Origin of the sequence: Paenibacillus sp. NFR01 (assembly GCF_900111565.1) — a bacterium.
In the GTDB taxonomy this organism is placed as follows: Bacteria; Bacillota; Bacilli; order Paenibacillales; family Paenibacillaceae; genus Paenibacillus_AQ.
Genome location: NZ_FOIK01000001.1, coordinates 519,688 through 544,238 on the forward strand (window position 1 = coordinate 519,688; position 24,551 = coordinate 544,238).

The following is a 24,551-nucleotide window of genomic DNA, read 5'->3' on the forward strand; positions in this document are numbered from 1 at the left end:
TTGAAAGGGAAGCTTGCAGCTACGCTTTTCAAAGGCGGTTTTTCTTTTGCAAGATTACGAATTCTGCGGATAGAAGCTGATATAATGAACCATAACGGGACTTTCCTGACTTTCCGCAAGGCATGAAATGGAGTACATCGTGAATGAGAAAAATGCTTTTGGCACTGATATCTGTGACTTTCTTGTCCTTTCTATTGATCTTTGGCCTGGTCGAGGCTACAGATAACAAAGCAGAGTCCCATAAGCTGGCCCGTGACGGCATACTGGATTTGACGGACTGGAACGTGCAATCGAACAAGGTGGTTCCGCTTGACGGGCAATGGGAATTTTATTGGAATCAGCTGGTGGAGCCCGGTGCAGGGGTGGAGGCGGCCAGACGATTCATGGAGGTGCCCGGCTTTTGGTGGCATAAGGGAGAAGACGGGGGGATGATTGCCAAGGGCGCCGCCACCTACCGGCTCCTTATCAAGCTGAAGCCTTCCGAAACCGTGTACGGGTTAAGAGTTTCAAATATTCGTATGGCCAGCGAGATCTACGTGAACGGGCATAAAGTGGGGCAGAGCGGTGTGCCGGCTTTATCCCAAAGCACGTATACCTACGAGAATAAACCGTATAATGCCTTTTTTTCGGTGCAGGGAGATACGGCCGAAATTATCATCCATGCGGCGAATTATGAGAATCCTCAGGGTGGAATTCCTTATGAGATTTTTTTCGGGAGCGCCCAGGGGATCAATATCTTTAACATCAATTCTACCATTCTCAATTTAACCTTGATTGCCTCGCTTATCATGCTTGGTTGTTACCAATTAGGTGTATACATCATTAGACGCGAACAAAAAGGGCTCCTGTATTTCGGCTTAAGCTGTATCATTATCGCTTGGTCCTTCGCCAGCAACGGGGACAGGGTCATCGTGGAACACTTTCATTGGACGCCTGAGCTCTATTATAAAATTCAAGCCGTGTCGCTGTATTCTTCGCTGATCCCTATGGTCCTGTTCATCAAGATCATGTGTAAAGGGTTAATCTCCCGCAGGTTTTTGAATATGGCTGCCTATGGGACCGGGGTTTACGTTGCGGTTGTCCTGTTCACTCCGTTCCAGTGGTACTCCAGTTTGAACCTGCCGGTCAGCATTATGCAAGTCGGAGTGTATAGCATGATTATCATCGTACTGCTCCATTCCTATCTGCGGGGAAAACTCAGCGATTTCAGCAAAATAAGCCTAGGGCTTTTCATTCTGGGCTTAACCTGTTACGTCGTCGGCCTGATCGATTACGCTTTATACCTGACAAGTCTGGTTTCCGGGTACAAACTGGGGTATTTCGCCATTTTAAGCTTCTGTTTTCTGGTATCGTTCCTTTTATCCTACCGTTACTCCGAGGCTTACAAGACCATAGAACAAATGGCCGATAAGCTACAGGAAGCCGATCGGCAGAAGGACGAATTTTTGCTTCAAACCTCCCATGAGTTCCAAACGCCGCTTCATGGCATTATGAATTTGTCCCAGGCGATGCTGGAGACGGCGGCAGGAGAATGGACGGCAAACCAGATGCAGAATTTGAACATTATCAGAGACACCTCCAGCAGGCTGTCCGTTCTGGTTCACGATATACTCGACATGGAAAAAATCAAACGAAACGAGCTGACGGTCCAGCTTGGCAAAGTGGATGTCCGGATGGTGGTTTCCCTTGTTTTTGATTTGTTCCAGCATGTGATCGCCGGTAAAAAAATCAGGCTGGTGAATGCGATTCCGGAAGGGTTACCGTTCATTTATGCGGATGAGAACAGGCTGAAACAGGTTCTTCACAATCTGATCGGCAATGCCGCGAAATTCACGCAAGAGGGGACCATTACGGTTTCTGCACAGGTTCTGGAGAACCGTGTGAAGATCCTTGTTGAGGACAGCGGCGCAGGGATTGACGAGGCGGATTGGGACGATATTTTTCAACCCTTCAAACAAGCGCATTCCCCTTATGAATATGGAGGGACGGGGTTGGGACTGTTCATCAGCAGGAAATTGCTGCATCTGATGGACGGGGAGATTCGGGTGGAGTGGTCGGGACCGGAACGGGGCACCTGTATGGCGTTTACGATCCCGGTGGATTCCGAAAGCCCGGATGCGTTTCAGGAAACTGCTGCGACCCGGGAAGCTTTTTCGCAAAATGAACGGCAAAGCCCGATGGAATCGCCGCAGCGGGAAGCAGGCGGCTTTACGATATTGGCCGTGGATGACGAGCCGGCGAATCTGCAGGTTCTGACCCAGTTATTCGCGGATGAACCGTATCAATTGTTATGGGCAGCCCATGGCGCAGAAGCCCTGGAACTGCTCCGCAGCCGCTCCGATATCGATTTGGTTCTGCTGGACGTAATGATGCCCAAAGTGTCGGGTCTGGAAGTTTGCCGGGAGATCCGCAAGCAATATTCCCTGTTTGAAATGCCGGTGATCTTGCTGACGGTGATGAATTCCGCAAACGATATCGCGGCCGGGTTTAAAGCCGGGGCGAACGATTTTATCGTCAAACCTTTTGCCGCATCGGAGGTACGGGCCCGTACGGAGACCCTGCTCCAGCTCAAACATTCAGTCGAGGCGGCATTAAAGGCAGAGATCGATTTTCTCCAGTCGCAGATCAAACCGCATTTTTTGTTCAATTCCCTGAACTCCATCATTGCTTTATGCCGAACGGATGGATTAAGAGCGGAGAAATTGATGACGCATTTAAGCTATTACTTGAGAAGAAGCTTTGATCACAAGCCGGATCACTTCGTGCTGGTGCAGGATGAGCTTCAGCTCGTAGAAGCCTATGCGGAGATTGAAAAAGCGAGATTCGAGGAACGGCTTCATATCGAATATGATATCGATCCGGATGTTTTGATGAAAAAAATACTGCCGTTAACCATTCAGCCTTTGGTAGAGAACGCCATCCGCCATGGGGTAATGAAGAAAGAGGACGGTGGAACGGTCAGACTGTCCGTTGCACTGGAAAACAGCCGGGTTACCGTTGAGGTTTGGGATAACGGCGTCGGCCTGAACCGGGAGCGGATCGATCGATTATGGCTTGCGGAAGATGCCGTTTCCAAGAGACGCGGCGTAGGCCTGGCCAACATCACCCGGAGGTTGAGACATTTCCATAGCGAGGAATTACATGTATCCAGCGTAGAAGGAGAATGGACAAGGGTCCGGTTCCAGTACCGAATTTGACCTTGCTCCATGCAGCGGAAGAAGGAAGGATATTCATGAGAGTTGTCATCGTGGATGATGAAAGACTAGCCGTAATACGTATGCAGCAAATCCTGGATGGCCGGGAGGATGTCGAAATTGCCGGGGTGTTCACCAAACCCTCCGAGCTGCTCAAGGAATACCCGCGGCTGCTGCCGGATGTGGCTTTTCTCGATATCGACATGCCTGGAATGAACGGGCTCGAGCTGGCGGCTTCCTTATTGGAGCTGGATGAAAAGGTGGAGATTGTTTTTGTTACGGCTTACGATCATTATGCGCTGGAAGCGTTCCGCGTAAATGCGCTCGATTATTTGCTCAAGCCGGTCGATGAAATTTCCTTCTCGGATACCCTGAACCGGTTACGCAGACGCATCGGAAAATCCGACGCCAGACCCAAAGAAGCCGCTCCGCTGATCCGGTGTTTCGGGCATTATTCCGTCCCCCGGGCAAGTGATCAGAAGCCTGTCGATTTTCCGACCGCGAAGGCGGAGGAATTGCTGGCCTTTTTCTTGATTCACAGGGAAACCAATATCTCCAAATGGCTGATCTGCGAAAGCCTGTGGCCGGAGCACGAGCCGGGCAAAGCGGAGCAAAACCTGCATACGACTGTCTTCCGCATGAAGAAGACTTTGCTGGAGAACGGAATCCGTATTCATTTGAGCGCCAAAAAAGGCTATTATTATTTCCAATTACTGGACGACTGCGATTATATCCAATTTGAGGAACGGAGCAAGGGTAACACGGCAGCGCTTGCCGCCGATTCGCCCGCCGAAACGGAAAAGATCCTCCGGTTATTCAAGGGACCGCTATTCGGCTATAAGGATTACGCGTGGTCGGAAGGCGCGAGGGAGCAGGCGTATCAAAGCTTCAGAGAGATGTCCAAGGCTCTGGCCCGTTCATATATGAAGGCCGGAGAATTTCAATTAGCCTACGACTTTTTGCAATTTATGCTCACCATCGTCCCTTTTGAAGAAGAAGCGCATGAAATGATTTTACGTATCTACCTGCACCGGAAAGACCGAAGCTCCTTTCTTCTGCATTACCACAAAATGCAAGAAACGCTGCAGAAAGAGATGGGTGTGGATCAGCCGGGGTTTATGGAACCGCTGCTTCGAAAAATGATGAATGAAATCTGACGGAGCCTCCGCGGTTCCGCAAAAAAAGCTCCCCGTCCCGTAACAGGTTTGATTGTTCGCCTGTGCACGGCATGGGGAGCTTGTTGTTTATGTCTTAGGCTGGGATTAAGGCATCACATACGTATATTGCGGAGAATCGTATTGCGGTCCGGATTTCTCGTAAGTGAACCAGTATTTCAGCGTCTGGCCGGCGTTGATTCCGGTTACGGTGTAATCCCAAACGCCGGCGCTGTTGTTCATGCGCAGGTTCAGCTGCGCGCCGTTGTTGATCGTGTAATGCACGTCGACATACAGGGCAGTGGTGGTTGGAGTAAAAGTGATTTTGGCCGACGTAGACGATGCCTTGGTCACCTGTACACTGTAATCTGGCGTCGTAATGACGCCTCCTCCGCTGCTCGCGTCGGTTGTTACTGAAACGGCATTGCTTGCCGCCGACTGGTTGCCGGCCGCGTCATTGGCTTTGACGGTGAAGGTATAGGCGGTGTTGGCGGACAGGCCGCTGACGGTAGCCGTCGTTCCGGTGACATTGACCGAGCCGCCGCTGTAATATACGGTATAGCCCGTCACGCCTACATTGTCAGTCGAAGCCGACCAGGACAGGGAGACGCTGCTTGAGGTTTTCCCCGTCGACGTCAAATTGGCCGGCGTTGTCGGCGCGGTAGTGTCCCCGCCGGTACCGCCGCCGTTCCCGGTATTGAAGCTGTTCGCCGGTACGCTTACGGATGTGCCGTCCGAGAAGGTGACGGTTTTGGCCGAGTTGGAGTAGTTGTAGGCAATGTACGTTTTTGCGCCGTTTTTGTTGAAGACGGCCGCAATCGGCGAGTTGGCCGTGATAGACGGATCGGCGTTGCCCATCGCATCCAGGTTATAGATCCAGTGATACGTATTGGCTTTGGAATTGCCCCCTTCCGGCCCGCCGGCGTTCTCCGCCGCGCTGCTCGACATGGAGCCTATGCCTGCGCTGAACTGGTTTTTGGCATCCGTCGGGTCGGAGATCGCCCGGTACATCCAGATCAGATCGCGCCACATATCCCAGTTGGTGCCGCCGTTCTCCGATAACATGGCCTGGTAGTTCTTGTTGGCATAGCTAGGGTTTGCGGTGAGGTAGAGCGAGCCCGCCGTAATCGGCAGCCAGTTGATGCCATGGACCTGCTCCGGGTTGGCGGTAAACCAGGTGCCGTTGGCGCCTTTGCCGCCCCAGATCATGGTCACGACGGAAGGCGTGTAGGAAGCCGGGTGGTTCGTGTCGCTCACGTCAAACCAATATTCGTTGATGGCGTTCATTTCGGTGGTATAGAGATAGATGCCGAGATCGCGGATGGTTGTGTTACCGGTGGCTTCGCCCCACAGGATCAGCCCGGTCCAGGCATTCATCGCTTCGGAAGACGATTCGTTGTTGTTGCCGTCGTCGAATTTGGCATGGCCGGAAGCCCAGGAATGGCCGGCATACGGGTCAAAGTTGCGCAGGAACGGGAACATGGTGTCATTGCGGTCCCAGTTCGCGATGTCGCGGATCAGCAGATTGACCATCGGCCCCCATTGGGTGGCCCAGTTTTTGTCGGTGCGCGCGACTTCCGCCGCGGCTTTGATGAAATAGCCGTAATGGAAATGGTGGTCGTTTAGCTCTTCGGCGCTGCCGAAGCTCGCCGGATAGCCGATCACGGTACCCCAGTTGTTGTTATAGTAGAACAGATTGGAGCTGTCGATCGCCCCGCTGGCATTGCTCGCTTTCAGCCAATCCTCCAGCCGGGTTTTGATCTCGTTGCGGAATTGGTTCGCTGCAGTGGTGTCTCCGACCTGGTCGGCAATCGGCGCAAGGACCGCCAGCTTGCCCATTCGTTTGCCGATGTAATACGTATCGGTGCCGCCGGTATATGCGAGGGCTTCTTCCTCATTGATATAGCTGCCCAGCGTCGTTTTGTTATACGTACCCTTGTCAGGCAGCGACGGCAATACACCTGTGAATTTCATCGTTGTTGTAAACGAGCTGCCTTCCGCTGTCTTCATCGTGCCGCGCACGGAATTGTACGTGTAGGAGAGCAGCGGAGTCGATGTATTTTTCCATTGATGAGGATAAAGGGCAAATATCGTACCGTTCTGGGTGCCTTCCTTAGCGGTCGTCGTGTAGGTGAAAGTTGTCGATACCTGGCTGTTAGACGAATTATAGGAATAATTAATTTTCGTGTCCGTCACGTGGGAATACGCATATTGTTTGAATTTGTTCAGCGTGGCCGCGGTGTTGTCCGGGAGAACCGCAATGGAAAAATAGTTCTTTCCGTTCAGATTGTTTGTCAGCGTCGTGGTGCCGATGCCCGACCAGGTGCTGCCCGTTGGACCGAACAGGGCGTAATGCGCGCCCTCCATCGTGATGCCGAGCACGGAACTGCTGGCGTTGCCGGACCATATGGTCGGCGGCGTATAGAATTTCAGCACGGGATTGCCGCCCGTATAGGTGTAGTAAATGTAAGGCGAGCCATGCCCGTAAGTGGCGGTCATCGAGTTCGAACCATTTTGATAAAGCGCTTTCACAAACCAGTCGTTAAATCCATCAACCTTGGCAACCGGAAAGGTGGTAACTGCGGAATGCCCAACCGTAAAGTCGTGAATATCGTTCATCCAGCCGGCAATGGCCGCCGAGTTCGCCGTGATCCGGTTGCCCGGATAATAGACGCGCATGCCGTCACTCTGGTTCTTGACCGCCAGCGGATGCGGAAATTGGGCGTTGGAATACTGCGTCCAGGCTAGGCTGCTCCACCAGTCGTTGGTCGGCATTTTGCCCGTAACATTGGAGGTCTTGTAAATCTGGGATTGCACATCCGTCGCTCCCGGAGGAAGAACGGTGGAATAACTGCCGGAACCGAGCGTGACTTCTCCGCTGAATGCGAAGCCCGTTCCAGGCAGCACGGCAAAAAGAAGAAGGAATGACATGGCCAAACGAAATGCTTTTTTCATTTGAATCCTCCTTATTTAGTTTTGCGTGCATAACAGCCGAAAGCGATTTCGAAAAAGAAGTCATTTCCTCTCGAAACCGCTTTCGAATACATTATGCCGGAAACGAACCCGCATTTCAAGCCTAATTTGAGCTCCCGCCGAACCGGATTCGCGAGGCAAGCAAACGCATCCGGTCCCAAGAATATGCATAGACCTTTCGGTAACTTTCGCAAAAATAATCCGGAAGAACGCTCTGGTCTGCAAGGCTCCGGCTCCGGTTGCGCGGACAGCCGCCGTGGCAGAATGAGCGGTATTCGCAGCGCCTGCAGCGATCCGGAAGATCGGCCTTTTTATTCAGAAACGCTTCATATATGGGATTGGCCCAAATGTCCTCCAGCCGATCTCTTCCGACGTTGCCGAGCCGGTACTCCTCGCTGATGTAAAAATCGCAGGGATATGCGTCGCCGTTCTGTTCCAGGATAAGCGTCTTCGGGCAGGAAGCCTGGTGGGTGCACAACTCCGCCTCACGCCCCAGGTGCTGCAGCAGCAGGTTGTCGAAGAAACGGACCGAGATCAGCGGCTGACCGCCGCTATACCAGAGATCAAAGCTCTCGCATAAAAAATCCCCGTATTGCTCCGCTGTGATCCGAAACTCGGGCGGACGGTTGGTCTGTTGAGCCCGAAAGTCCATGCAGGGGATAAACTGAACATGAGTAAAGCCTTCGCGCAGGTAAAAAGCCATTAACTCCGCAGCTTGTCCCACATGATCCTCATGGATGACAGTCAATATGTTGAAGTCGACCCGGTGCCGACGGAGCATCGCAATTCCGCGCATCACGCGGTCATAACTGCCGTGGCCTGCCGCATTGACCCTGTGCGCATCATGGATGGAGGCGGGACCGTCCAGGCTCACTCCGACCAGGAAGCTATATTTAGCGAAAAACTCCGCCCACTCTTCATCGATTAACGTGCCGTTCGTCTGGACCGCGTTGCTGATTACGGTATGGGGCGGCGCGTATTTGGCCTGCAGATAGACAACCTCCCGATAAAAATCGCGGCCCGCCAGCAGTGGTTCGCCTCCCTGCCAGGCAAAGGAGACGCTTCCGGATGATCCGGCCATATACGCTTTGATCAAGCGATCCAGGACATCGGAAGGAATGCGGTCGATTTGCTGCGGTTTGCCCCCGCAAGTGCTGTAATAGCAGTAGTCGCAGGCCAGATTGCAGCTCTCCGATACCGTTTTCCATAACACGCCCAGCCCGGGCTTCGTTGAATTTGCAGCGCACATGGGGTGCGTCACCTCCATCATTATCTCGTAAATCACGTTGATCCTTATACTAATCAGGGTAAGCAGGGCGGCACAGTGAGAAAAGTCTCGCCGCCGCCGGGTTTCATTGAAATCCTTTATATTACCGCTTATGATACAAGAGGATTTCAAATTGCTGTCCGGAGGGATTACCTTGTCGCCACGTAACGTTGAAAAAGATCTTCAGCAGCGCGCGCTCAGAAAAAAGCAGATAATCGACGCTGCGTTCACCATGTTCACCAAACGTGGAATCGAAGCCTGTAAAATGAGCGATATCGCCCAATGCGCCGGGTTAAGCCACGGCCATGTTTATAATTATTTTCAATCCAAAGAAGAGCTTCTGGATACGCTGATTCAGCGCTCGCAGCAGCTGTACACGGATATGCTGACCCATGCCGGCCAACAGCCCGGGAATGCGCTGGACCAGATTCGCTGGTTGACGGAATATTATTTGGCGGATTACCGCACCGGCAAAGCCTATTGGGTTCTGCTGCAAGCCCAGGCTTCCGACTTGCTGTCCGATGCCAAAAAGCAGGATATCCATCAGCGGATGATGCACAATCAGCAGCTGCTTGCCGGAATCATTCGAAAAGGCCAGCAGGAAGGATGTATAACCGCCGGCGATCCGGAGGAATTGGCACTGATTACGGTTACTTTGCTCACAGGCATCGGAATGTGGGAAATTCGCGGATTTACGCATTCTTCGGCTTCCGCCCACGAGCATCTCTTAAAGCTGCTGTCTGCAAATTAATCAAATCCGGGCAGAACAATAGGGATTGACAGCCCAAGTCTGCCCGATTACAATAGGGCTAACAAAATGACTCATGAATCATTCTGTAACGAAATGTATTCCTTCATTGACCGGATGACCGGAGATGGATCTCTTCATCAGTAGGCGGGATCACAAGCGTGGTCTTTTCTCGTCTTAAACCCGAGTAATTTCATAAGAAAACTTTAAATGATGGAAGGATGATCCCATGAAATCCAAAAAAAGATTTACAGCCACATTTGTACGCATCGTTGCCATTGTCGCCCTGCTCGCTGCCGTTATCGTCCCGCTACCGGCGCAGAAGGCGCATGCCGAAAGCAAAGAAATTAAAGTCAACATTGCGATCAACGGATCGCTCAACATCTTGTCCATCATCAAAGAGAAGGGTCTCCTGGACGATGTGCTGAAGAAGTACAACGCAACCGTTACCTGGAGCGAATTTGTCGGCGGTCCTCCTATACTGGAAGCTTTGGCTGCCAAAAGAGTGGATATCTCCGTACTCGGTGACGGCGCGGCTCTGCAGGGATTGTCGGCCGGACTTCCTTTTTCCGGCATCGGTCTGGTAAGCGACGGCACGCGGCTGAATTCGATTCTGGTCGCACCGGACAGCGGCATTGCCACCGTAAAGGATTTGAAAGGTAAAACCGTAGCGGTCGCAAAAGGTACCACCTCGCATGTTTTCCTCGTCAAAGTGCTGGCCAAATACGGCCTTAAGGAAAAAGACGTCAAGATCGTCAACCTGGCTCAACCTGAAGCCCAGTCCGCCTTTTTGGGCGGCAAAGTGGATGTCTGGGCGACGATCGATCCGTACACGACCCAGCTTACGCTGCAAAAGAAAGCGGTGAGCATTGCGGGAGGGAACGAGAACATCTCGGCCCCGATCACGCTTATAGCCAGAAACGCTTTTGCCAAAGCGCATCCCGACATTGTAACAGACATCCTGGTAGTCTATAAGCAAGCCGTGAACTGGCAGAACACGCATACCGATGAAGCCGCCCAGCTGTTCGCGGACCAGAAGAAGATTCCCAAAGCGGTCGTTAAAGCGATTTTATCCAACCAGGTCGCCAAGCTCTCCCCGATAACGCCGGCGATTATTTCGACCCAGCAGAAATCGGCGGATTATCTTTACGACGCCAAATTCCTCAAGAAGAAAATCAAATATTCCGATTCCGTCAATAACGCCTTCGTTACAAAGGCCTTGGCGCCATGACGCAGACGCCTTTACTGGAGATTCACAACGTAAGCAAGACGTTCTCCACCGATAAAGGATCAAACCTAGTGCTTGATCGGATTAAGCTGCAGGTGCAGCCCGGCGAAATCGTCTCCATCATCGGACCGAGCGGCTGCGGCAAAAGCACCCTGCTAAAGATTATTTCGGGGCTGGACACGGAAATCTCAGGCGAGGCGCTTTTGGAGGGGGCTAAGATCGTCAAGCCTTCCAGGGATAAAGGCTTTATCTTTCAGGAGCACCGGCTGTTCCCGTGGCTGACCGTCGAACGAAACATTGCCGCCGAGCTGTCTTGGCGCAGCAATGACGTGCGCGAGCGGGTAGGCGAACTGATCCGGCTGGTCGGGCTGCAGGGATTCGAACAGGCCTATCCCAAACAGCTGTCAGGTGGAATGTCCCAGCGGGTAGCCATTGCCCGGGCGCTGCTCCGTAATCCTAAGGTGCTGCTGCTCGACGAACCTTTCGGCGCGTTGGATGCATTTACCCGCAAGCATATGCAGGATTCACTGCTGGAGATTTGGCGCGAGAACCGCAGCACCATGCTGTTTGTCACGCATGACATTGATGAAGCGGTGTTTCTGTCCCACCGGGTGGTCGTTCTCGCTCCCCGGCCGGGCAGAATTAAAGCGGTAATCCCGATCGATCTCCCGTATCCCCGTATCCGCACTAGCGCGGCTTTCCAGGAATTACGGAACGAAGTGCTGAAGCAGCTGGAACATGCGGAGCCGGAAGTAGAAGCCTGGTCGATATAACTTCATGATGGGTTGGAAAGGATGATTTGGAATGTCTGTTCAGACATTGCCCGACGGAGCGTTGGCAGGACCGGCGGAGAAGCCTGTAGCCCTGGCGCGAAAAAGTCCGCGGAGGCGGGGGGGACGTTTGGTAAGGGGCAGTGTGCTGCCGCTGCTGGTTTTGGGCGTATGGCAGTTTCTCAGCATGCATCAATACGCTGACCCGGCGCTCTTTCCGGCACCCAGCTCGATTGCATCGGAATTGTACAATATGATTCGTTCCGGAGAGCTGCTCACCCATTTAAGGGTCAGCATACTGCGGGCGTTATTCGGATTTCTGCTAGGCGGCAGTATCGGGCTTATCGCCGGATTGCTGGTTGGCATGTTCAACAAAGCAGAGGAATACATCGACCCCACGGTACAGATGCTCCGGGCGATTCCGCTGCTGGCCATTACACCTTTGTTTATTTTGTGGTTCGGTTACGGTGAGCTGTCCAAAATTTTGCTGATCTCCCTGGGGGCATTCTTCCCGCTGTATATCAATACATTTCTTGGTGTGCGCAATGTCGATGCCAAGCTGTTCGATGTCGCCAAGGTTCTGGAATTCAGTCGGACGCAGCAGATGCTCAAGCTGGTTCTGCCGTCGGCGATGCCCAACTTTCTGCTGGGACTCCGGCTTTCGATCAGCTTCTCCTGGATGGTCCTTGTCGTGGCCGAACTCATGGGCGCAGAGCAAGGGATCGGTTATCTGATCCAGGATGCCCGTTCCTTTATGCGCACGGAAGTGGTTTTTATCGGAATTTTGATTTTTGCATTGGTGGGAAAGCTTTCGGATTCGCTCGTCCGTCTGCTCGAGTATCGTTTGCTGAAATGGCAGGACACCTATAAAGGTTGAAAAACAACAAGAGGGGGAGTGAGCCGCATGTCGCAGATATCCGCTGAACGGAGTTATGCCGATGAAACGGCAAAAGGGAGAGTCAACTGGCTGGCGGGAGAGGATTCACGGATCATTGAACTGGCGGAGGGGTATTATTCCGCTGTGCAATTCGGCCTGGGCAATGCCGGTTTTGTCATTACCGAAGATGGCGTCGTCGTCATAGATTCTACCGTATCCGCCGCAGGGGGCGAGGCTGTACTAGCTGAAATCCGCAAACGAACGTCTCTGCCTATCCGGTACCTCATCTATACCCACGGGCATGAAGATCATGTCGGCGGCGCGGCGGTATTCAAGCGGGAAGGGGCGACTGTTATCGCTCACCGGAACGTATCCCGGCGGTTTGAACGTTATTCCAGGCTGTGGGATCACCATCTGTCGATTAACGCGCTGCAATTTCAGACCGACGGATTTGCCGGCGGTCAGCCGTCTTACGTTTACCCGGATATCACATATGACCAGGAGTATACGCTGGAATTCGGCGGGCGTACCTTCCGTCTCGTGCACGGGAAAGGCGAAACAGACGATGCAACCATTGTTTATATCCCGGAAGACCGTGTCGTGTACATCGGAGACTTCATCATTTGGACATTCCCGAACGTGGGCAATCCGAACAAGGTGCTGCGATACGCCCGTGAATGGTATGAAACGCTCGATCGCGTTCTCGCTTGGCAGCCGCGGATTATCGCACCGGGACATGGGCCCAGTCTGACGGAGCCGGAAGCGCTCCGGGATGCGCTCCGCGATACCTCGGACGCGCTGCGGTTCCTGGAGGAGCAAACGATCCTGCATATTAATCAAGGCTCGCCCGTAGAAAAGGCGGTTGCGGACATTAAGCTTCCGGAACGTCTGGAACAGAGCCCTTATTTGCGGCAAGTCTATGGAACACGGGAGTTTGTCATTCGCGGAATCTACCGGCGGTATACCGGCTGGTATGACGGGAATCCGACGCATTTGGCGCCGTCGCCGGAGGCGCAGGTTCGAACGGCGGTTTTAGATTTGATCGGCGACGAGGCGAAGGTGCTGGCGAAAGCGGAACATTTGCAGGCCGAAGGGCAGCATCAGCTCGCTCTGCATATCGTCGATTTACTGATCGATGATAGCGGGCAAACGTCGAAAGAAGCCGTTCAGCTCAAAATTAAACTGCTGGAAGAGCTGGCCGGCCGCTCCAACAATCTGTTCTACCATAACTTCTATAAAGGCAGCGCTCGGCAGTTGAGCGCGAGGGCTGAGGGATGAGTTCGGATCCGCAAAATTTGCTGTTTATCATGTCCGACCAGCACAGCCGCGCGATGCTGGGCAGCGGCGGGCATCCGGTCGTGCAGACGCCGAATCTCGACGAGCTTGCCCGGCAGGGCATCAGCTTCGCGAATGCCTACACCAACAGCCCGATCTGCGTACCGGCGCGCGCAAGTCTTGCTACCGGCCGATATCCTCACGATATCGGCGCCTGGGACAATGCGGCGCCTTATACCGGCGACGTTCCGAGCTGGGGTCACCGTCTGGAGGAGCAGGGGATTGCGGTAACTACCATCGGCAAACTTCATTACCGCAATGAAACGGACGATACGGGATTTGCAGATCAGCGGCTGCCGATGCATGTGCTGAACGGGGTCGGCGATTTATATACCTTGGTCAGGGAAGCCCATATACCGATCAAGGAAGGCGTCGGCCGGAAGCAAATTCTGGACGCAGGACCCGGCGAGTCCTCCTATACCCAATTTGACCGGGCCGTTACCGCAGAAGCCGTTAACTATTTGCGGAATGAAGCGCCGGTCAGCAAGGAGCCGTGGGCGCTGTTTGTTTCCTACGCCTGCCCGCATTTTCCGCTGATCGCGCCGCAGGAGTATTACGATTTATACCCTCCGGAGCGTGTGGTATTTCCGAAGCAATACGGACTTCACGAACGTCCGAAGCATTTTGTGCTGGAGGAATACCGCCGGTTAAGCGGGCTGGCCGATGAACTGGATGAAGCGACGATACGGAAAGCCATCGCTGCTTATTATGGTCTATGCACGTTTATGGATGCCCAGGTGGGCCAAGTGTTGTCCGCTCTGCGGGATAGCGGTTTGGACCAGACCACGCGGATCATCTACACTTCGGACCATGGGGACTCCATGGGTGAGCATGGCCTATGGTTCAAGTCGACGATGTACGAAGGCGCAACGGCTATCCCGCTGATTCTTTCCGGGCCGGACCTGCCGAAGGGCATCCGGGTCACGGAAAATGTATCTCTGGTGGACTGTTTCCCCACGATTCTGGATGCGGTCGGAGTCCCGCTGAAGGAGGAAGACCGCGACCTGCCGGGCGAATCGCTGCTGAAGCTCGTGAAAGGAGCACCGGCGCCTAACCGTACCGTATTCTCCGAATATCACGCCGCCGGTAGCATTACCGGAGTCTTCATGCTGCGCGATGAGACGTATAAGTACGTCCATTACGTCGATTATCCGCCGCAGTTGTTCGATCTGCTGCAGGATCCGGATGAACTGACCGATCTAGCAGCCGATCCGCGGTATAAGGAAGTCATCCGGCGCTTCGAACGTCAGCTGATTGACGAGATCGGCGATCCCGGCATGATCAATGCCGCTGCCAAGCAGGATCAGGCGCGCCGGCTCCGGCTTCATGGCGGACGCGAGCATGTTGTCTCCCAAGGGTTCAAGGTGCCGTTTACGCCGGTACCGGACGTTAAATAGAGCCACTCACAAATCGTAAAGTAAATCCTGATGAATTAAGAGCTACTTGGTCATCAGGATTTTTTAACCGGAAGACTGTACTCCATATAGGGTGCAGTCTTGTTTTATGTAAAAAAACCCGGCAGATTTTTTGCGAGTTAATGTTTTCTTAATCCTCTCTTTACCGCAATTTAATCCTTGGCGGCTACACTAAGGTTGTTAAACGCAAGCGACGCCCCAAGGAGGAGTCAAAGATGACGGAACAATATGAAATTGATCAATTTCTCAGACAGGTTCAGGCCATCGAGCGCAAAATTCACGATCTGCTGCAAAAGTCGCAATTATCGGAAGAAGAGAAGAGTTATATTCTCTGCCATATTCTTGCGGTGCCTGTCTCCAGCGAGGAAGTTTATATAAAGAACGCAGGCTGAGGAAGCCTCTATATTCACTGAATTATATATAGTATCTTGATTTGTGTTATAATAAACTCCTTACTGTATATTATGAAGAATAGAGGCGCCGGAAGATGAAGTGTAAAATAAACCGCAATGCAGCGAAAGTTCTGAAAGATATGCTTAAAACCCCTGAAGCGGAAGGCAAAATGATCCGCGTAGTCATTACACAGAACCACGGCAATCACGGCCATTATGCCATTACGCTGGATACGCCGACCGAGCATGATGAGGTTGTCGCTACGGACAAGGACATCGAAGTGTTGCTGGATACGCGCGAGCCGCTGCTGGACGGCGTGTGGATTCAATTTTTCTATGTGCCTGAGGAAGGCTTTTTCATCACCAATCCTTCTACCGGGTTCCTTGAGAAATAAGGAGTCCTTTGATTTGAAAAAGAAGCCCGCAATTGGCCGGATCGGCTGCTTGCGGGCTTTGTTTATATCCATTCCTCACGGTTTTCGCTCTCCGTATAAATCGAGATCAGCACGATGGCGGTTTCATCCCCGATATTTTTCACGAAATGGGGCGTGCACGCATTCCAGCTGAAGGAATCCCCTTCGCCAAATTCCGCGCCGTCTTCTCCTTGCTCTGCGTAAATCTTCCCTTGGATCACCATATGGATCTCTTCGCCTTCATGCGCATGGGGGGTATCTCCGGTTGAAGAGCCGGGCGGCATTTCGACGATCCGCATCCGCATGTTCTTGGTAGAGCTCAAATGCTCCACTTTCAATTGGTCTGCGCCGCTGGTGGAGACGGTCCGTTCATTCCTGCGGACGATTTGCATGCGTTCTTCTTTCTTCAGAAGCAAGTATGCGAGCGGAACCTTCAAGGCCCCGGCGATATTCTCCAGCGTCGCAATGGACGGCGAGGTTTTGTTGGTTTCGACCTGGCTCATGAAACCCTGGGATAAGCCGGTGGTTTCGCAAATTTGCGCGATGGTAATGTTCTTCCGTTTACGAATTGCTCGTATCGAGGAGCCTATATCCATCCGGGGACACCTCCATAATATTTGTAATACAAAATATAATTTTATATTATCAATTTTTAGATTGACAGGTCAATGCAGCAGGAGTAAATTACAAATATAGAAAATATATTTTTATTGCTAATATTATAACCCATCCATAAGGAGTGATTCATATGATTCCATCTTACTTTTTCGCGCACGGCGCGCCGTCCATCGTTCTTGAAGAGAACGGATATACCGATTTGATGAAGCAGTTCCGATTGAACACGCCAAAACCGAAAGCAATCGTGGTGTTCTCCGCGCATTGGGAGGAGCCGGTACAGACGGTTGGTGCTGCCGCAACCTACGAAACGATTTATGATTTCGGCGGATTCCAGGATGAGCTGTACCAGATGACGTACCCGGCCCATAGCGACCGGCAGCTGGCGGAGCAGATTCAGGCTTTGTTTGCCAAAGCGGGCATAAAGAGCGTGCAGAATGAAACCAGAGGGCTGGATCACGGGGCATGGGCCGTGCTGAAGCTGCTGTATCCGGAGGCGGACATTCCAGTCGTGGCGCTGTCTGTCAACCGCCATCTGAGCAACGAGCAGCAATATGAGATCGGCAAAGCTTTGGGCGAGCTGCGCGAACAGGATGTGCTGATTATCGGCAGCGGCGGCATCGTTCATAATCTGCGGGCGCTGAACTGGGGCTCCGGCGGTATCGACACTTGGGCCGCACAGTTCGACAGCTGGATTCAGGAGAAGGTGGAGGCGTGGGATACGGAAGCCCTGTTCCGGTACCGTGAGCTTGCGCCATATGCCAAGGAAGCCGTGCCTACGAGCGAACACTTTATTCCGCTTCTGCTCGCAATGGGCGCAGGCGATGCGGGCCGCAGCGCGAAGCTGCTGCACCGGGAGTATCAATACGGGAACCTTAGCCTTAGTGGCTGGCAGTTTAATTAAGCTTATAACTGTGTCAATGAAAAAGAGCCTGGCAAAAGTGCCAGGCTCTTAGTACGTTTTTTTGATCACTTAGAATGTTGCCAATACAATGACCAGGAGAATGTAAAGTACAAGAATGACTGTTGTGGACGTAAAGCCTACCGGGGGATAACCGCCTGCACATTCGCTCATTCCAATCCCTCCTTCATAACTTTCTACACTAATGTATGTGTGTATTTGTGGAAGGGAAGTGCGAATGCCTATCTGCTTACCAAGTGAATAGAAAGCCAGGAAATGAATGAAAGGGATAAAAAAGAAATTTCAAGGGGAAATTATGGGTGTATCCAACATAGAGAGGAATGGCCAGAATGATTGCCGATCCGTCCGCAGAAGAAAATAAGAAGCGGTTGCTGGAGCTTTTGTCCGAGAGTTCGGATTTCAAATCGATTACGTTTGTGGCAGGTGAACGCTCCTGGTTCCTTTTTTATTTGAATACGATGGTTGATCCTGCTGTGGTGCAAGAACATATCATCCGCCCTCTTCTTGGCAGCAAGGAAGCTAAGGTCCGTGAGGCCATTTCGATTCTGGATTACAGCGAATCAGATCTGATTTCAGCTGCCCTGATGGCCTTGGTTGAAGGGAAGACCGTCCTGCAAAACGATCTTGAGCCGAAGTTTTATTTGCTTGGAACCGAACTCTCCAAAGAACGCTCCATCAGTATCCCGCTGAACGAACGCGTTTTGCGCGGCTCTAATGAAGCGCTGAACGAAAATTTGGATACAAACATTAATCTGATCCGGAAAATAATGGTCACACCTGATTTGGCGGTAAAACAATACGAACTCGGCCGTAAGTCGAAAAACAGGATTTCCATGTTGTATTTGAATTCGTTCGCCAACAAAGAGGTTCTGGCTGAATTTGACCATAAGCTTAGCCGCTTGGATATCGATAAGATTGAAGCGCTCGGCTTCATCCAGGATTTAATTCAGGACGGGAAATTCACGTGGTTTCCGCGGATTCTTGTAACCGAAAGGCCGGATCGAATCAAATCCTACTTGCTGGATGGGAAAATCGCCATCTTGATCGATGGTTCTCCGGATTGCATGATAGTTCCGGTATCCTTTTGGGCTTTTTTTCAAAGTCCGGATGACTATCAGGTGAATTGGATCATTGGGAGTTCCTTTCGCATTCTTCGTATTGTGAGCTTTATTCTCGGCATCTGTTTGCCTGGCGCCTACGTAGCCTTGGTATCCTTCGACCCCCGGATTTTACCGTATGAAGTAGCGTTGACCATGCAAAGTACGATGGCGAATATCGCCATTCCTCCGGTCCTTGAGGCCATATTTATGCTGGTTACGCTTGAAATTCTGCGTGAAGCGACGATTCGTCTCGAAAGTTTTAACAGCCAGACGATAGGGGTCGTAGGCGGGATCGTGATTGGAACGATTGTTGTTCAGGCGAATTTAATATCCACGATGATGGTTGTCGTTGTTGCATTTACGGCCATTGCTTCGTTTATCATTCCCTCGTACGAAATGAGAAGTGCGGCCCGGCTATTAACCTATCCCTTTATTATTTTATCCTCGATACTGGGGTTGATCGGTCTAGTGCTTGCCTTTCTATTGGTTCTTGCCCATCTTGCGCGCGTGAACACGATGGGCATCCCTTATTTTTATTCGGGATTTTCGGGTTCCAAAATAAACGATACGATCTTCCGAGGACCCGTGAAAAAATAAAACTCGCAGGATGATAGGGGGCTCCGTTGAATGAACAGTACAGATAAAATAAGTCTTAAACAACTGTTTTGTCTCGTCATCCTGACTCAAGTTGGCGTTCATATCCTGGCGATACCCTATGATGAATCCCGGCATTCGGGCCATGACGCCTGGATGGCCGTTTTACTCGGCGGCGTGTATGCCCAGCTGGGGATCCTAATTATTTATTTCCTCGGAAAAAGATTCGGGCAACGTACATTGCCCCAATACATATCTATCATTGTCGGGAAACCTCTGGGAGCCTTCATCAATCTATTGTTTTGCTTATACTGCGCAGAGTCCTGCCTTGCGGTGATGGTTGGATATATCGATGTCCTTAGCCGATGGATGCTTTACAGTACGCCTTGGTGGGTCATCACTGGAGTCATGTTCGCGGTAACCGCTTATATTGCCACTTCTTCGCTGCAATCCATCAGTACGATAACGGAGACTCTGATGCTTGTTTTTCTGGCCTGCTTTCTCATTGTTTTTATCAGCGGAACGGGAAAAGGCGACATGCTCCATTTTATGCCGATTCTGAATCACAAACTCCGCTCAATCGTAATAGATTCTCTTCCGAGCTTCTGGGCTTACGCCGGCTATGAACTGCTGCTTTACGTGTTCCCTTATGTAAAGTGCCGCAAAAAAAAACATATTTTACTCACGGTATCTGCGGCTAATGGGTTCACGACCTTTTTTTATGTGCTGATAACTGTCATTGTGACCTACAGTTTCAGCGAAAATCAATTGAATTCCGTGTTTGAACCCATGATATTTATTCTTCGTCAATTCGCATGGCCCGTCGTGCAAAGCCTTGATCTTTTATTTTTGGCGTTGTGGCTCTTAGTGACTTTAGCTACCGTTTATGTTTATTTATTTTTGTCCGCCCGATATCTCGCTTTCGCGGGTACGAAAGAAATTCCGCAGCATTCTCTTATCGTATGGGGGATCGCTGCGCTCTGTTTTGGACTCGGACAACTAGGCTCCAACCGCCAATGGCTGCTGGATTTTTCGGCTTATCATAAAAATGTAAGTATTGTTGTTATCCTGTTTTTTCCAACGATCCTGCTGCTCGTCTCGATCCTGCGGAGAAAGGCGGACCTTCGATGAAAAAAGTGGGGACGTGTCTGATATTGCTGCTGGTATTGACGGGATGCTGGGATCAGATGCGGCTGCGTGACATCCATTTAGTGGATATCGCCGGTCTTGATTTTGATAAAAAAAACGGAGAGTTCAAGCTTAGTTTTGCCGTCACCCAAATCAAAAACGCGGGACAAGGCGGCGGAGAAGCGGTTACCGAGACAACGGAACTAAAAGCATCAAGCTTAATTGAAGCTATCGGGCAAGGAGAGTATAAGGAACAAGGGCCATTCCTCGCGAGCAACACGCGGCTTTTTTTGATGAGCGAAGCGTTCGCCTCGAACAATCCGATTAAAAGCCTTGGTTATTTACTTCATGCTCCTTACACATCCATAAATGCTCCTGTTGTCGTTTACGAAGGTTCGGTTTCGGAATTCTTGCACACGGAAGTTTCGCAGGATGATTTTTCGAAAAAGGTGAACCGGTTGATCGCTTCACTGGAAACGAACGGGATTATCTCCAACGTATCGATGATGCATTTCATATTATCCAAAGAAGATGAACTGGAAGATATTGCGCTCCCGGTTGTAAGACCATCCGATTCAGGACTGGAACTGGGTGGAGCTTTATTGTTTCGTCACGGCATGAGTACCGGGATCAAGCTCAGCAATGAAGAAATCCGTTTAGTCATGTTAATGTTAGGCAGGAACATAGGCATGCAAAAGATAACCGGGAGGCTTCAAGAGGATAAGGGATCTGCACCATCTGCCGGAGGATCAAAAGGCGATGAGTTTGCTTTTTCCGTTAAAAAAGTAAAGTCGAAGACCGCTGTTATCCCTAAATCCGGCAGCCTGCCTACCGCATCCATTCATGTGCAATTGGCCGTAAACGTATACCAAATCGACGGGGAAGGCCATCCGTTCAAAAAGAAGTACGTACAACAGGTTGAAAAGGAATTCGGCCAATACCTGCAGAGCGTTGCAATTACGGCAATTGAGAAGTTACAAAAAGCGAATTGCGATCTTCTCGATATTGGTGATCGGATCAGAGCCTTTCATCCGGCAACCTGGGAGGCGTTGGACTGGAGAACCGACTATCCCCATTTACCCGTAGATTTGAAAATGAATGTTGAGATTCTTAATACGGAGGCTGAATAAATTCCGGCTTGCGGCCCTCTTTGTTTTTTGTCAGAAGGAGCTATAATGGTCAAGAGAGCGTTCCATTTTTCGGAATATGCCTATTACCATTATTGCTTAAGGGGTGGGATTGCTGTGTTTCATCAAAGGTATGAGTTATGGACAAAGGAAGAGTATGCCTATCCCGTACTGGGATCGTTCATTCCCGATATCGCGGCGTACGTGCATGATGAAGATGAACTCGCCAGACCAGCGATTATCGTGGTTCCCGGCGGGGGCTATGGGGTGGTATCCCCTACAGAGGGGGAGATCGTTGCCCAGGCGTTTTATGAAAAGGGATACAACACGTTTGTGGTTACGTATACCACGAATATGTTTAACAGCGGGCCGCTCGGCTTTCAGCCGCTCCGGGATTTGTCCAAAGCGGTACGGTTCGTGCGTAAGGAAGCCGGTACGTTCCGCGTGAACGCCGGTCAGGTCACGGTCTGCGGCTTCTCCGCCGGCGGGCATCTCACCGGAAGCCTGGCTGTCCACCATCAGGCGGAAGAATTGAAGCTGAGCGGCGAATACGAAGCCTTCAGCAACCGTCCGGACGCCGTAATCTTGTCTTATCCGGTCATCTCGTCGGGCGAATTTGCCCACCGCGGCTCGTTTGATGCGCTGCTGGGAGCAGATGCAAACCCGGACAAGCTGGCGTACATGTCTTTGGAGCAGCAGGTGACGAAATCGACGCCTCCGGTCTTTCTATGGCACACGGCAACGGACGAGGCGGTGCCGGTCGAGAACAGCTATCTCTTTGCTGATGCCTGCAAAACACAAGGTGTCCCGTTTGAGCTGCATGTCTTCGGCAACGGGCATCATGGGCTGTCCTTGTGCAATCAGGTGTGGGTATCCGGTCACTATGGCGGGGATTACACGCTGCAGCAAATGTACGCCGGGCTGCAGGAGATGCTCGACCAAGGGATTGAATTGCCGGAGCCGTACAAAAGTTACCCTTTGACAAAAGGAGCGAACGTCCGGGAGGTCCTTCTGGAGCAGTTCCGCTACTTCGAGCAGGAGACGCAGCCGGATGAGGCAATCGCCCTCTGGCCGCAGCTTGCCCATTTGTGGCTGAAGAAAGTATTGTAGAACGAACAAAAGGGAGTGTCCCGTTAGCCGCGTGCGGCTGCCTGGGATACTCCCTATTTTTATACCGTATAGCGAATTCTCTTCGCCTTCACAAACTTCTCCAGGACCCGGAAGTCCTCCGTCACCTTTTTGAAGGGCAGTGTCTTCAGTACCTTCTCCCGGTAATCCTTTTTCGCTGCGGCAGACAGTCGCGAATCCAGAATGCTGAGGACGCCAAAGTCGGTCTCGCTGCGGATCAGCCGTCCGGTCCCTTGTCTCAGGCGCAGCAGCATATCCGGCACAAACACTTCTTTCAGGGGATGCTCCGCCAAAGAAGCTTTGTATTCATAGACCGGTTCCGCCGGAACCGGGAACGGGAGCCGGAAAATGATAACCTGCGACAGGTCAGGCCCTTCGATATTTATGCCCTCCCAGAAGACGCCGGTGCTGAGCAGCACGCCTTTGCTGCCGCGGAATTCCGCAATGACACCGTCTTGGGACGAGCCTTCTTTTTGAACATGAACCGCCCAGGGGATATGATCTCCTTCGGCGATCAGCCGCTCATGCACATCCTTCATATCTTCTTTTGCCGAAAAAAGCACTAAGGTCCGCCCGTTGGTCAAATTGCAGAGCTTCACCATTTCCGTGTAGGCGGCTTCAAGATAAGCTTTCCGGTTCTCGTGATTGTAGTAAGGGATATCCTTGGCGATATACATCATGGTGTGGTGATCGTAATCGAACGGCGACGGCTGGCGCTCCATATAATCGCCCCGGTAACCGAGGGATTGCGCCAGATACGCATATTGCTCGTCCAGCGTTTCTCCGCCCTGGCACATCGTTGCCGAGGTGAGAATCACCGAGGTTTTTCCATTGAATAGCGTGGATTTTAGGAACTGGCTTATATTTTTGGGACAGATGCTGAGGGTGGCCTCCTGCTGGGATTTACTTGCCCAGATCAGATAGCTTTGCTGCATGCCGGAGAGCGCCTGAAAAAGCTCCAGGATTCCGTTCATCGCCTCATACGTATCGTCAATCTCCCGTTCGTTCCGGGAAGATAACACTGAGAGGCTTAGAATGAGGTCTTTCATAAGCTGCGCGCCACGGCGGAGCGGAAGGCTCAACATCGCCGATACTTTGATCCGGTCATTGTCCTGCTTGGCATCCCGGAGCAAATCCGCTTCGACCTGCCTGAATATTTCGCCTGTGCATTTTTTTAGGAAGTTCACTTGCGCGATGAGCTCCTTGTCCGCGGATTGCTTAAACAGAATCTGTAAAGCATCCTCCAGCACGCGGCGGGTTCCCCGGTAACTGAATTCCAGCGTTCGGGCGTCGCGGACCTTGGCCTCCAGATTATGGGCCTCATCAATGACGACTAAGGCGGGCCGTTCGGCAATCAAGGCTTTGGCGCCTTCCTTTTTCTTGATCAGGTCACGGATCAGCAGGTCCTGGTTCACGATGATAAAATCCATGTCGCCGGGCCTGGCGTTAATCTTCGCCCGCATGTCGTAGAAGGAGCAGGTGGTTTTATAGCGGCAGTGCTCGAATTTGCAGTCGGTTACGTTGACATCCGACCATATCGCATCCCGGACGCCGCCTTCGATATCGGCCCGCTCGTCGATTTCATAGTTCATAATGCGCTCAACCAGCCGGTTTAAAGGGGAGTCGGCGTCCTCAGGCTTGTACAGGCTTGCGGCCCGGTACCGGCAGGCATATTGTCCCATTCCCTTGCCGACGACGGAACGAACCGTGGTGAACCCGAGCCGGCTTCCGATGACCCGCAAATCTTTATGGATTTGCTCGGAGAGCTGAATAGAGGAAGTGGCGATGATGACCGGCTGGCGCGTAAGCTGGTTGATCACCAGCCCGGGAATGAGATAGGCGAAAGATTTGCCGATGCCGACGCCGGCTTCGATCATGGCATTGCGGCCATGCACATAAGCATCTGCGATATCCAGCGACATATCCTGCTGGCCGTGCCGTTCCCTTAGACCGATCCGGGGAAACCGGTCATACATGCGAAAGATGGCATTGACCAGCGCAGGTTCAATGTCCTTCTTAGGCTCCCGTTCTTGTGATTGATAAAGACCGTTTAACCAAGTAATGACAATCGCCCCTTTTCCAAGTCAATGAACTCATAATTATCTGCCAGGAAGGGGAAGGAGTCAAGGGGAAAGCGAGTCTCTCATGGTACGATAATCTGATTTCTTGAA

General features: G+C 51.8%; 20 protein-coding genes. 15 read left to right on the forward strand and 5 right to left on the reverse strand.

The features are described 5' to 3' along the window. Positions 1-143: 143 nt before the first annotated feature. Positions 144-3,197: an ATP-binding protein gene (locus tag BMW84_RS02305; protein WP_091064009.1), complete on the forward strand. Its 3,054-nt coding sequence runs from the start codon at positions 144-146 to the stop codon at positions 3,195-3,197. Positions 3,198-3,232: 35 nt separating this feature from the next. Beyond that, positions 3,233-4,351 (forward strand): response regulator, encoded by a 1,119-nt coding sequence (locus BMW84_RS02310; RefSeq protein WP_175498645.1) that lies wholly within the window; start codon positions 3,233-3,235, stop codon positions 4,349-4,351. A 105-nt stretch (positions 4,352-4,456) separates the two neighbouring features. Here BMW84_RS02310 and BMW84_RS02315 read toward each other — a convergent pair whose 3' ends face one another. Continuing rightward, positions 4,457-7,303 carry a glycosyl hydrolase gene (locus BMW84_RS02315; protein WP_091064013.1) on the reverse strand — a complete coding sequence of 949 codons (2,847 nt, stop codon included), beginning with the start codon at positions 7,301-7,303 and terminating at the stop codon, positions 4,457-4,459. A 121-nt stretch (positions 7,304-7,424) separates the two neighbouring features. After that, positions 7,425-8,570, reverse strand: coding sequence for an anaerobic sulfatase maturase (locus tag BMW84_RS02320; protein ID WP_091064016.1), 1,146 nt, complete (start codon positions 8,568-8,570; stop codon positions 7,425-7,427). Between the two features lie 172 nt (positions 8,571-8,742). On the opposite strand from BMW84_RS02320, the gene BMW84_RS02325 reads away from it, so the two are divergent. The 8 genes from BMW84_RS02325 to BMW84_RS02355 all read left to right on the forward strand — a co-directional run bounded on the left by BMW84_RS02325 (position 8,743) and on the right by BMW84_RS02355 (position 15,748). Beyond that, positions 8,743-9,339, forward strand: coding sequence for a TetR/AcrR family transcriptional regulator (locus tag BMW84_RS02325; RefSeq protein WP_175498646.1), 597 nt, complete (start codon positions 8,743-8,745; stop codon positions 9,337-9,339). 226 nt (positions 9,340-9,565) lie between these two features. Continuing rightward, complete coding sequence (locus BMW84_RS02330) at positions 9,566-10,567, forward strand: aliphatic sulfonate ABC transporter substrate-binding protein (RefSeq protein ID WP_091064021.1); 1,002 nt, start codon at positions 9,566-9,568, stop codon at positions 10,565-10,567. Then, entirely contained in the window at positions 10,564-11,337 is a 774-nt protein-coding gene (locus BMW84_RS02335) for an ABC transporter ATP-binding protein (RefSeq protein WP_091064023.1), read from the forward strand. The genes BMW84_RS02330 and BMW84_RS02335 overlap by 4 nt, the downstream gene beginning before the upstream one ends. 31 nt (positions 11,338-11,368) lie before the next feature. After that, positions 11,369-12,211, forward strand: a complete 843-nt coding sequence (locus BMW84_RS02340) for an ABC transporter permease (RefSeq protein WP_091064026.1) — start codon at positions 11,369-11,371, stop codon at positions 12,209-12,211. Between the two features lie 27 nt (positions 12,212-12,238). Beyond that, positions 12,239-13,489, forward strand: coding sequence for an alkyl sulfatase dimerization domain-containing protein (locus tag BMW84_RS02345; RefSeq protein ID WP_091064029.1), 1,251 nt, complete (start codon positions 12,239-12,241; stop codon positions 13,487-13,489). Continuing rightward, positions 13,486-14,943 (forward strand): sulfatase-like hydrolase/transferase, encoded by a 1,458-nt coding sequence (locus tag BMW84_RS02350; RefSeq protein ID WP_091064034.1) that lies wholly within the window; start codon positions 13,486-13,488, stop codon positions 14,941-14,943. The genes BMW84_RS02345 and BMW84_RS02350 overlap by 4 nt, the downstream gene beginning before the upstream one ends. Positions 14,944-15,176: 233 nt before the next feature. Next, the gene (locus BMW84_RS24640) at positions 15,177-15,353 is read left to right on the forward strand and encodes a hypothetical protein (RefSeq protein WP_175498647.1); all 177 of its coding nucleotides are present in this window, start codon (positions 15,177-15,179) and stop codon (positions 15,351-15,353) included. A 95-nt stretch (positions 15,354-15,448) separates the two neighbouring features. Next, a complete protein-coding gene (locus tag BMW84_RS02355; protein ID WP_091064035.1) occupies positions 15,449-15,748 on the forward strand; it encodes a heme biosynthesis protein HemY in 300 nt (99 codons plus the stop codon). Between the two features lie 62 nt (positions 15,749-15,810). Here BMW84_RS02355 and BMW84_RS02360 read toward each other — a convergent pair whose 3' ends face one another. Then, entirely contained in the window at positions 15,811-16,362 is a 552-nt protein-coding gene (locus BMW84_RS02360; protein WP_091064037.1) for a helix-turn-helix domain-containing protein, read from the reverse strand. Between the two features lie 152 nt (positions 16,363-16,514). Between BMW84_RS02360 and BMW84_RS02365 the strand changes: the two genes are divergently transcribed. After that, complete coding sequence (locus BMW84_RS02365) at positions 16,515-17,285, forward strand: DODA-type extradiol aromatic ring-opening family dioxygenase (protein ID WP_091064038.1); 771 nt, start codon at positions 16,515-16,517, stop codon at positions 17,283-17,285. 69 nt (positions 17,286-17,354) lie between these two features. On the opposite strand, the gene BMW84_RS24910 is transcribed toward BMW84_RS02365, so the two are convergent. Continuing rightward, positions 17,355-17,456, reverse strand: coding sequence for a YjcZ family sporulation protein (locus BMW84_RS24910; protein ID WP_217646113.1), 102 nt, complete (start codon positions 17,454-17,456; stop codon positions 17,355-17,357). Positions 17,457-17,632: 176 nt separating this feature from the next. On the opposite strand from BMW84_RS24910, the gene BMW84_RS02370 reads away from it, so the two are divergent. The 4 genes from BMW84_RS02370 (at position 17,633) to BMW84_RS02385 (ending at position 22,362) form a co-directional block, all read left to right on the forward strand. Continuing rightward, positions 17,633-19,000: a spore germination protein gene (locus BMW84_RS02370; RefSeq protein ID WP_091064040.1), complete on the forward strand. Its 1,368-nt coding sequence runs from the start codon at positions 17,633-17,635 to the stop codon at positions 18,998-19,000. Between the two features lie 30 nt (positions 19,001-19,030). Next, on the forward strand, positions 19,031-20,128 hold the full coding sequence (locus BMW84_RS02375) for a GerAB/ArcD/ProY family transporter (RefSeq protein ID WP_091064041.1): 1,098 nt from the start codon (positions 19,031-19,033) through the stop codon (positions 20,126-20,128). After that, positions 20,125-21,255, forward strand: coding sequence for a Ger(x)C family spore germination C-terminal domain-containing protein (locus BMW84_RS02380; RefSeq protein WP_091064044.1), 1,131 nt, complete (start codon positions 20,125-20,127; stop codon positions 21,253-21,255). Before BMW84_RS02375 ends, BMW84_RS02380 begins: the two co-directional genes overlap by 4 nt. Positions 21,256-21,369: 114 nt before the next feature. Then, positions 21,370-22,362 carry an alpha/beta hydrolase gene (locus BMW84_RS02385; protein WP_091067965.1) on the forward strand — a complete coding sequence of 331 codons (993 nt, stop codon included), beginning with the start codon at positions 21,370-21,372 and terminating at the stop codon, positions 22,360-22,362. A 59-nt stretch (positions 22,363-22,421) separates the two neighbouring features. Here BMW84_RS02385 and BMW84_RS02390 read toward each other — a convergent pair whose 3' ends face one another. Beyond that, the gene (locus BMW84_RS02390; protein WP_254772839.1) at positions 22,422-24,302 is read right to left on the reverse strand and encodes an ATP-dependent DNA helicase; all 1,881 of its coding nucleotides are present in this window, start codon (positions 24,300-24,302) and stop codon (positions 22,422-22,424) included. Positions 24,303-24,551 lie beyond the last annotated feature (249 nt).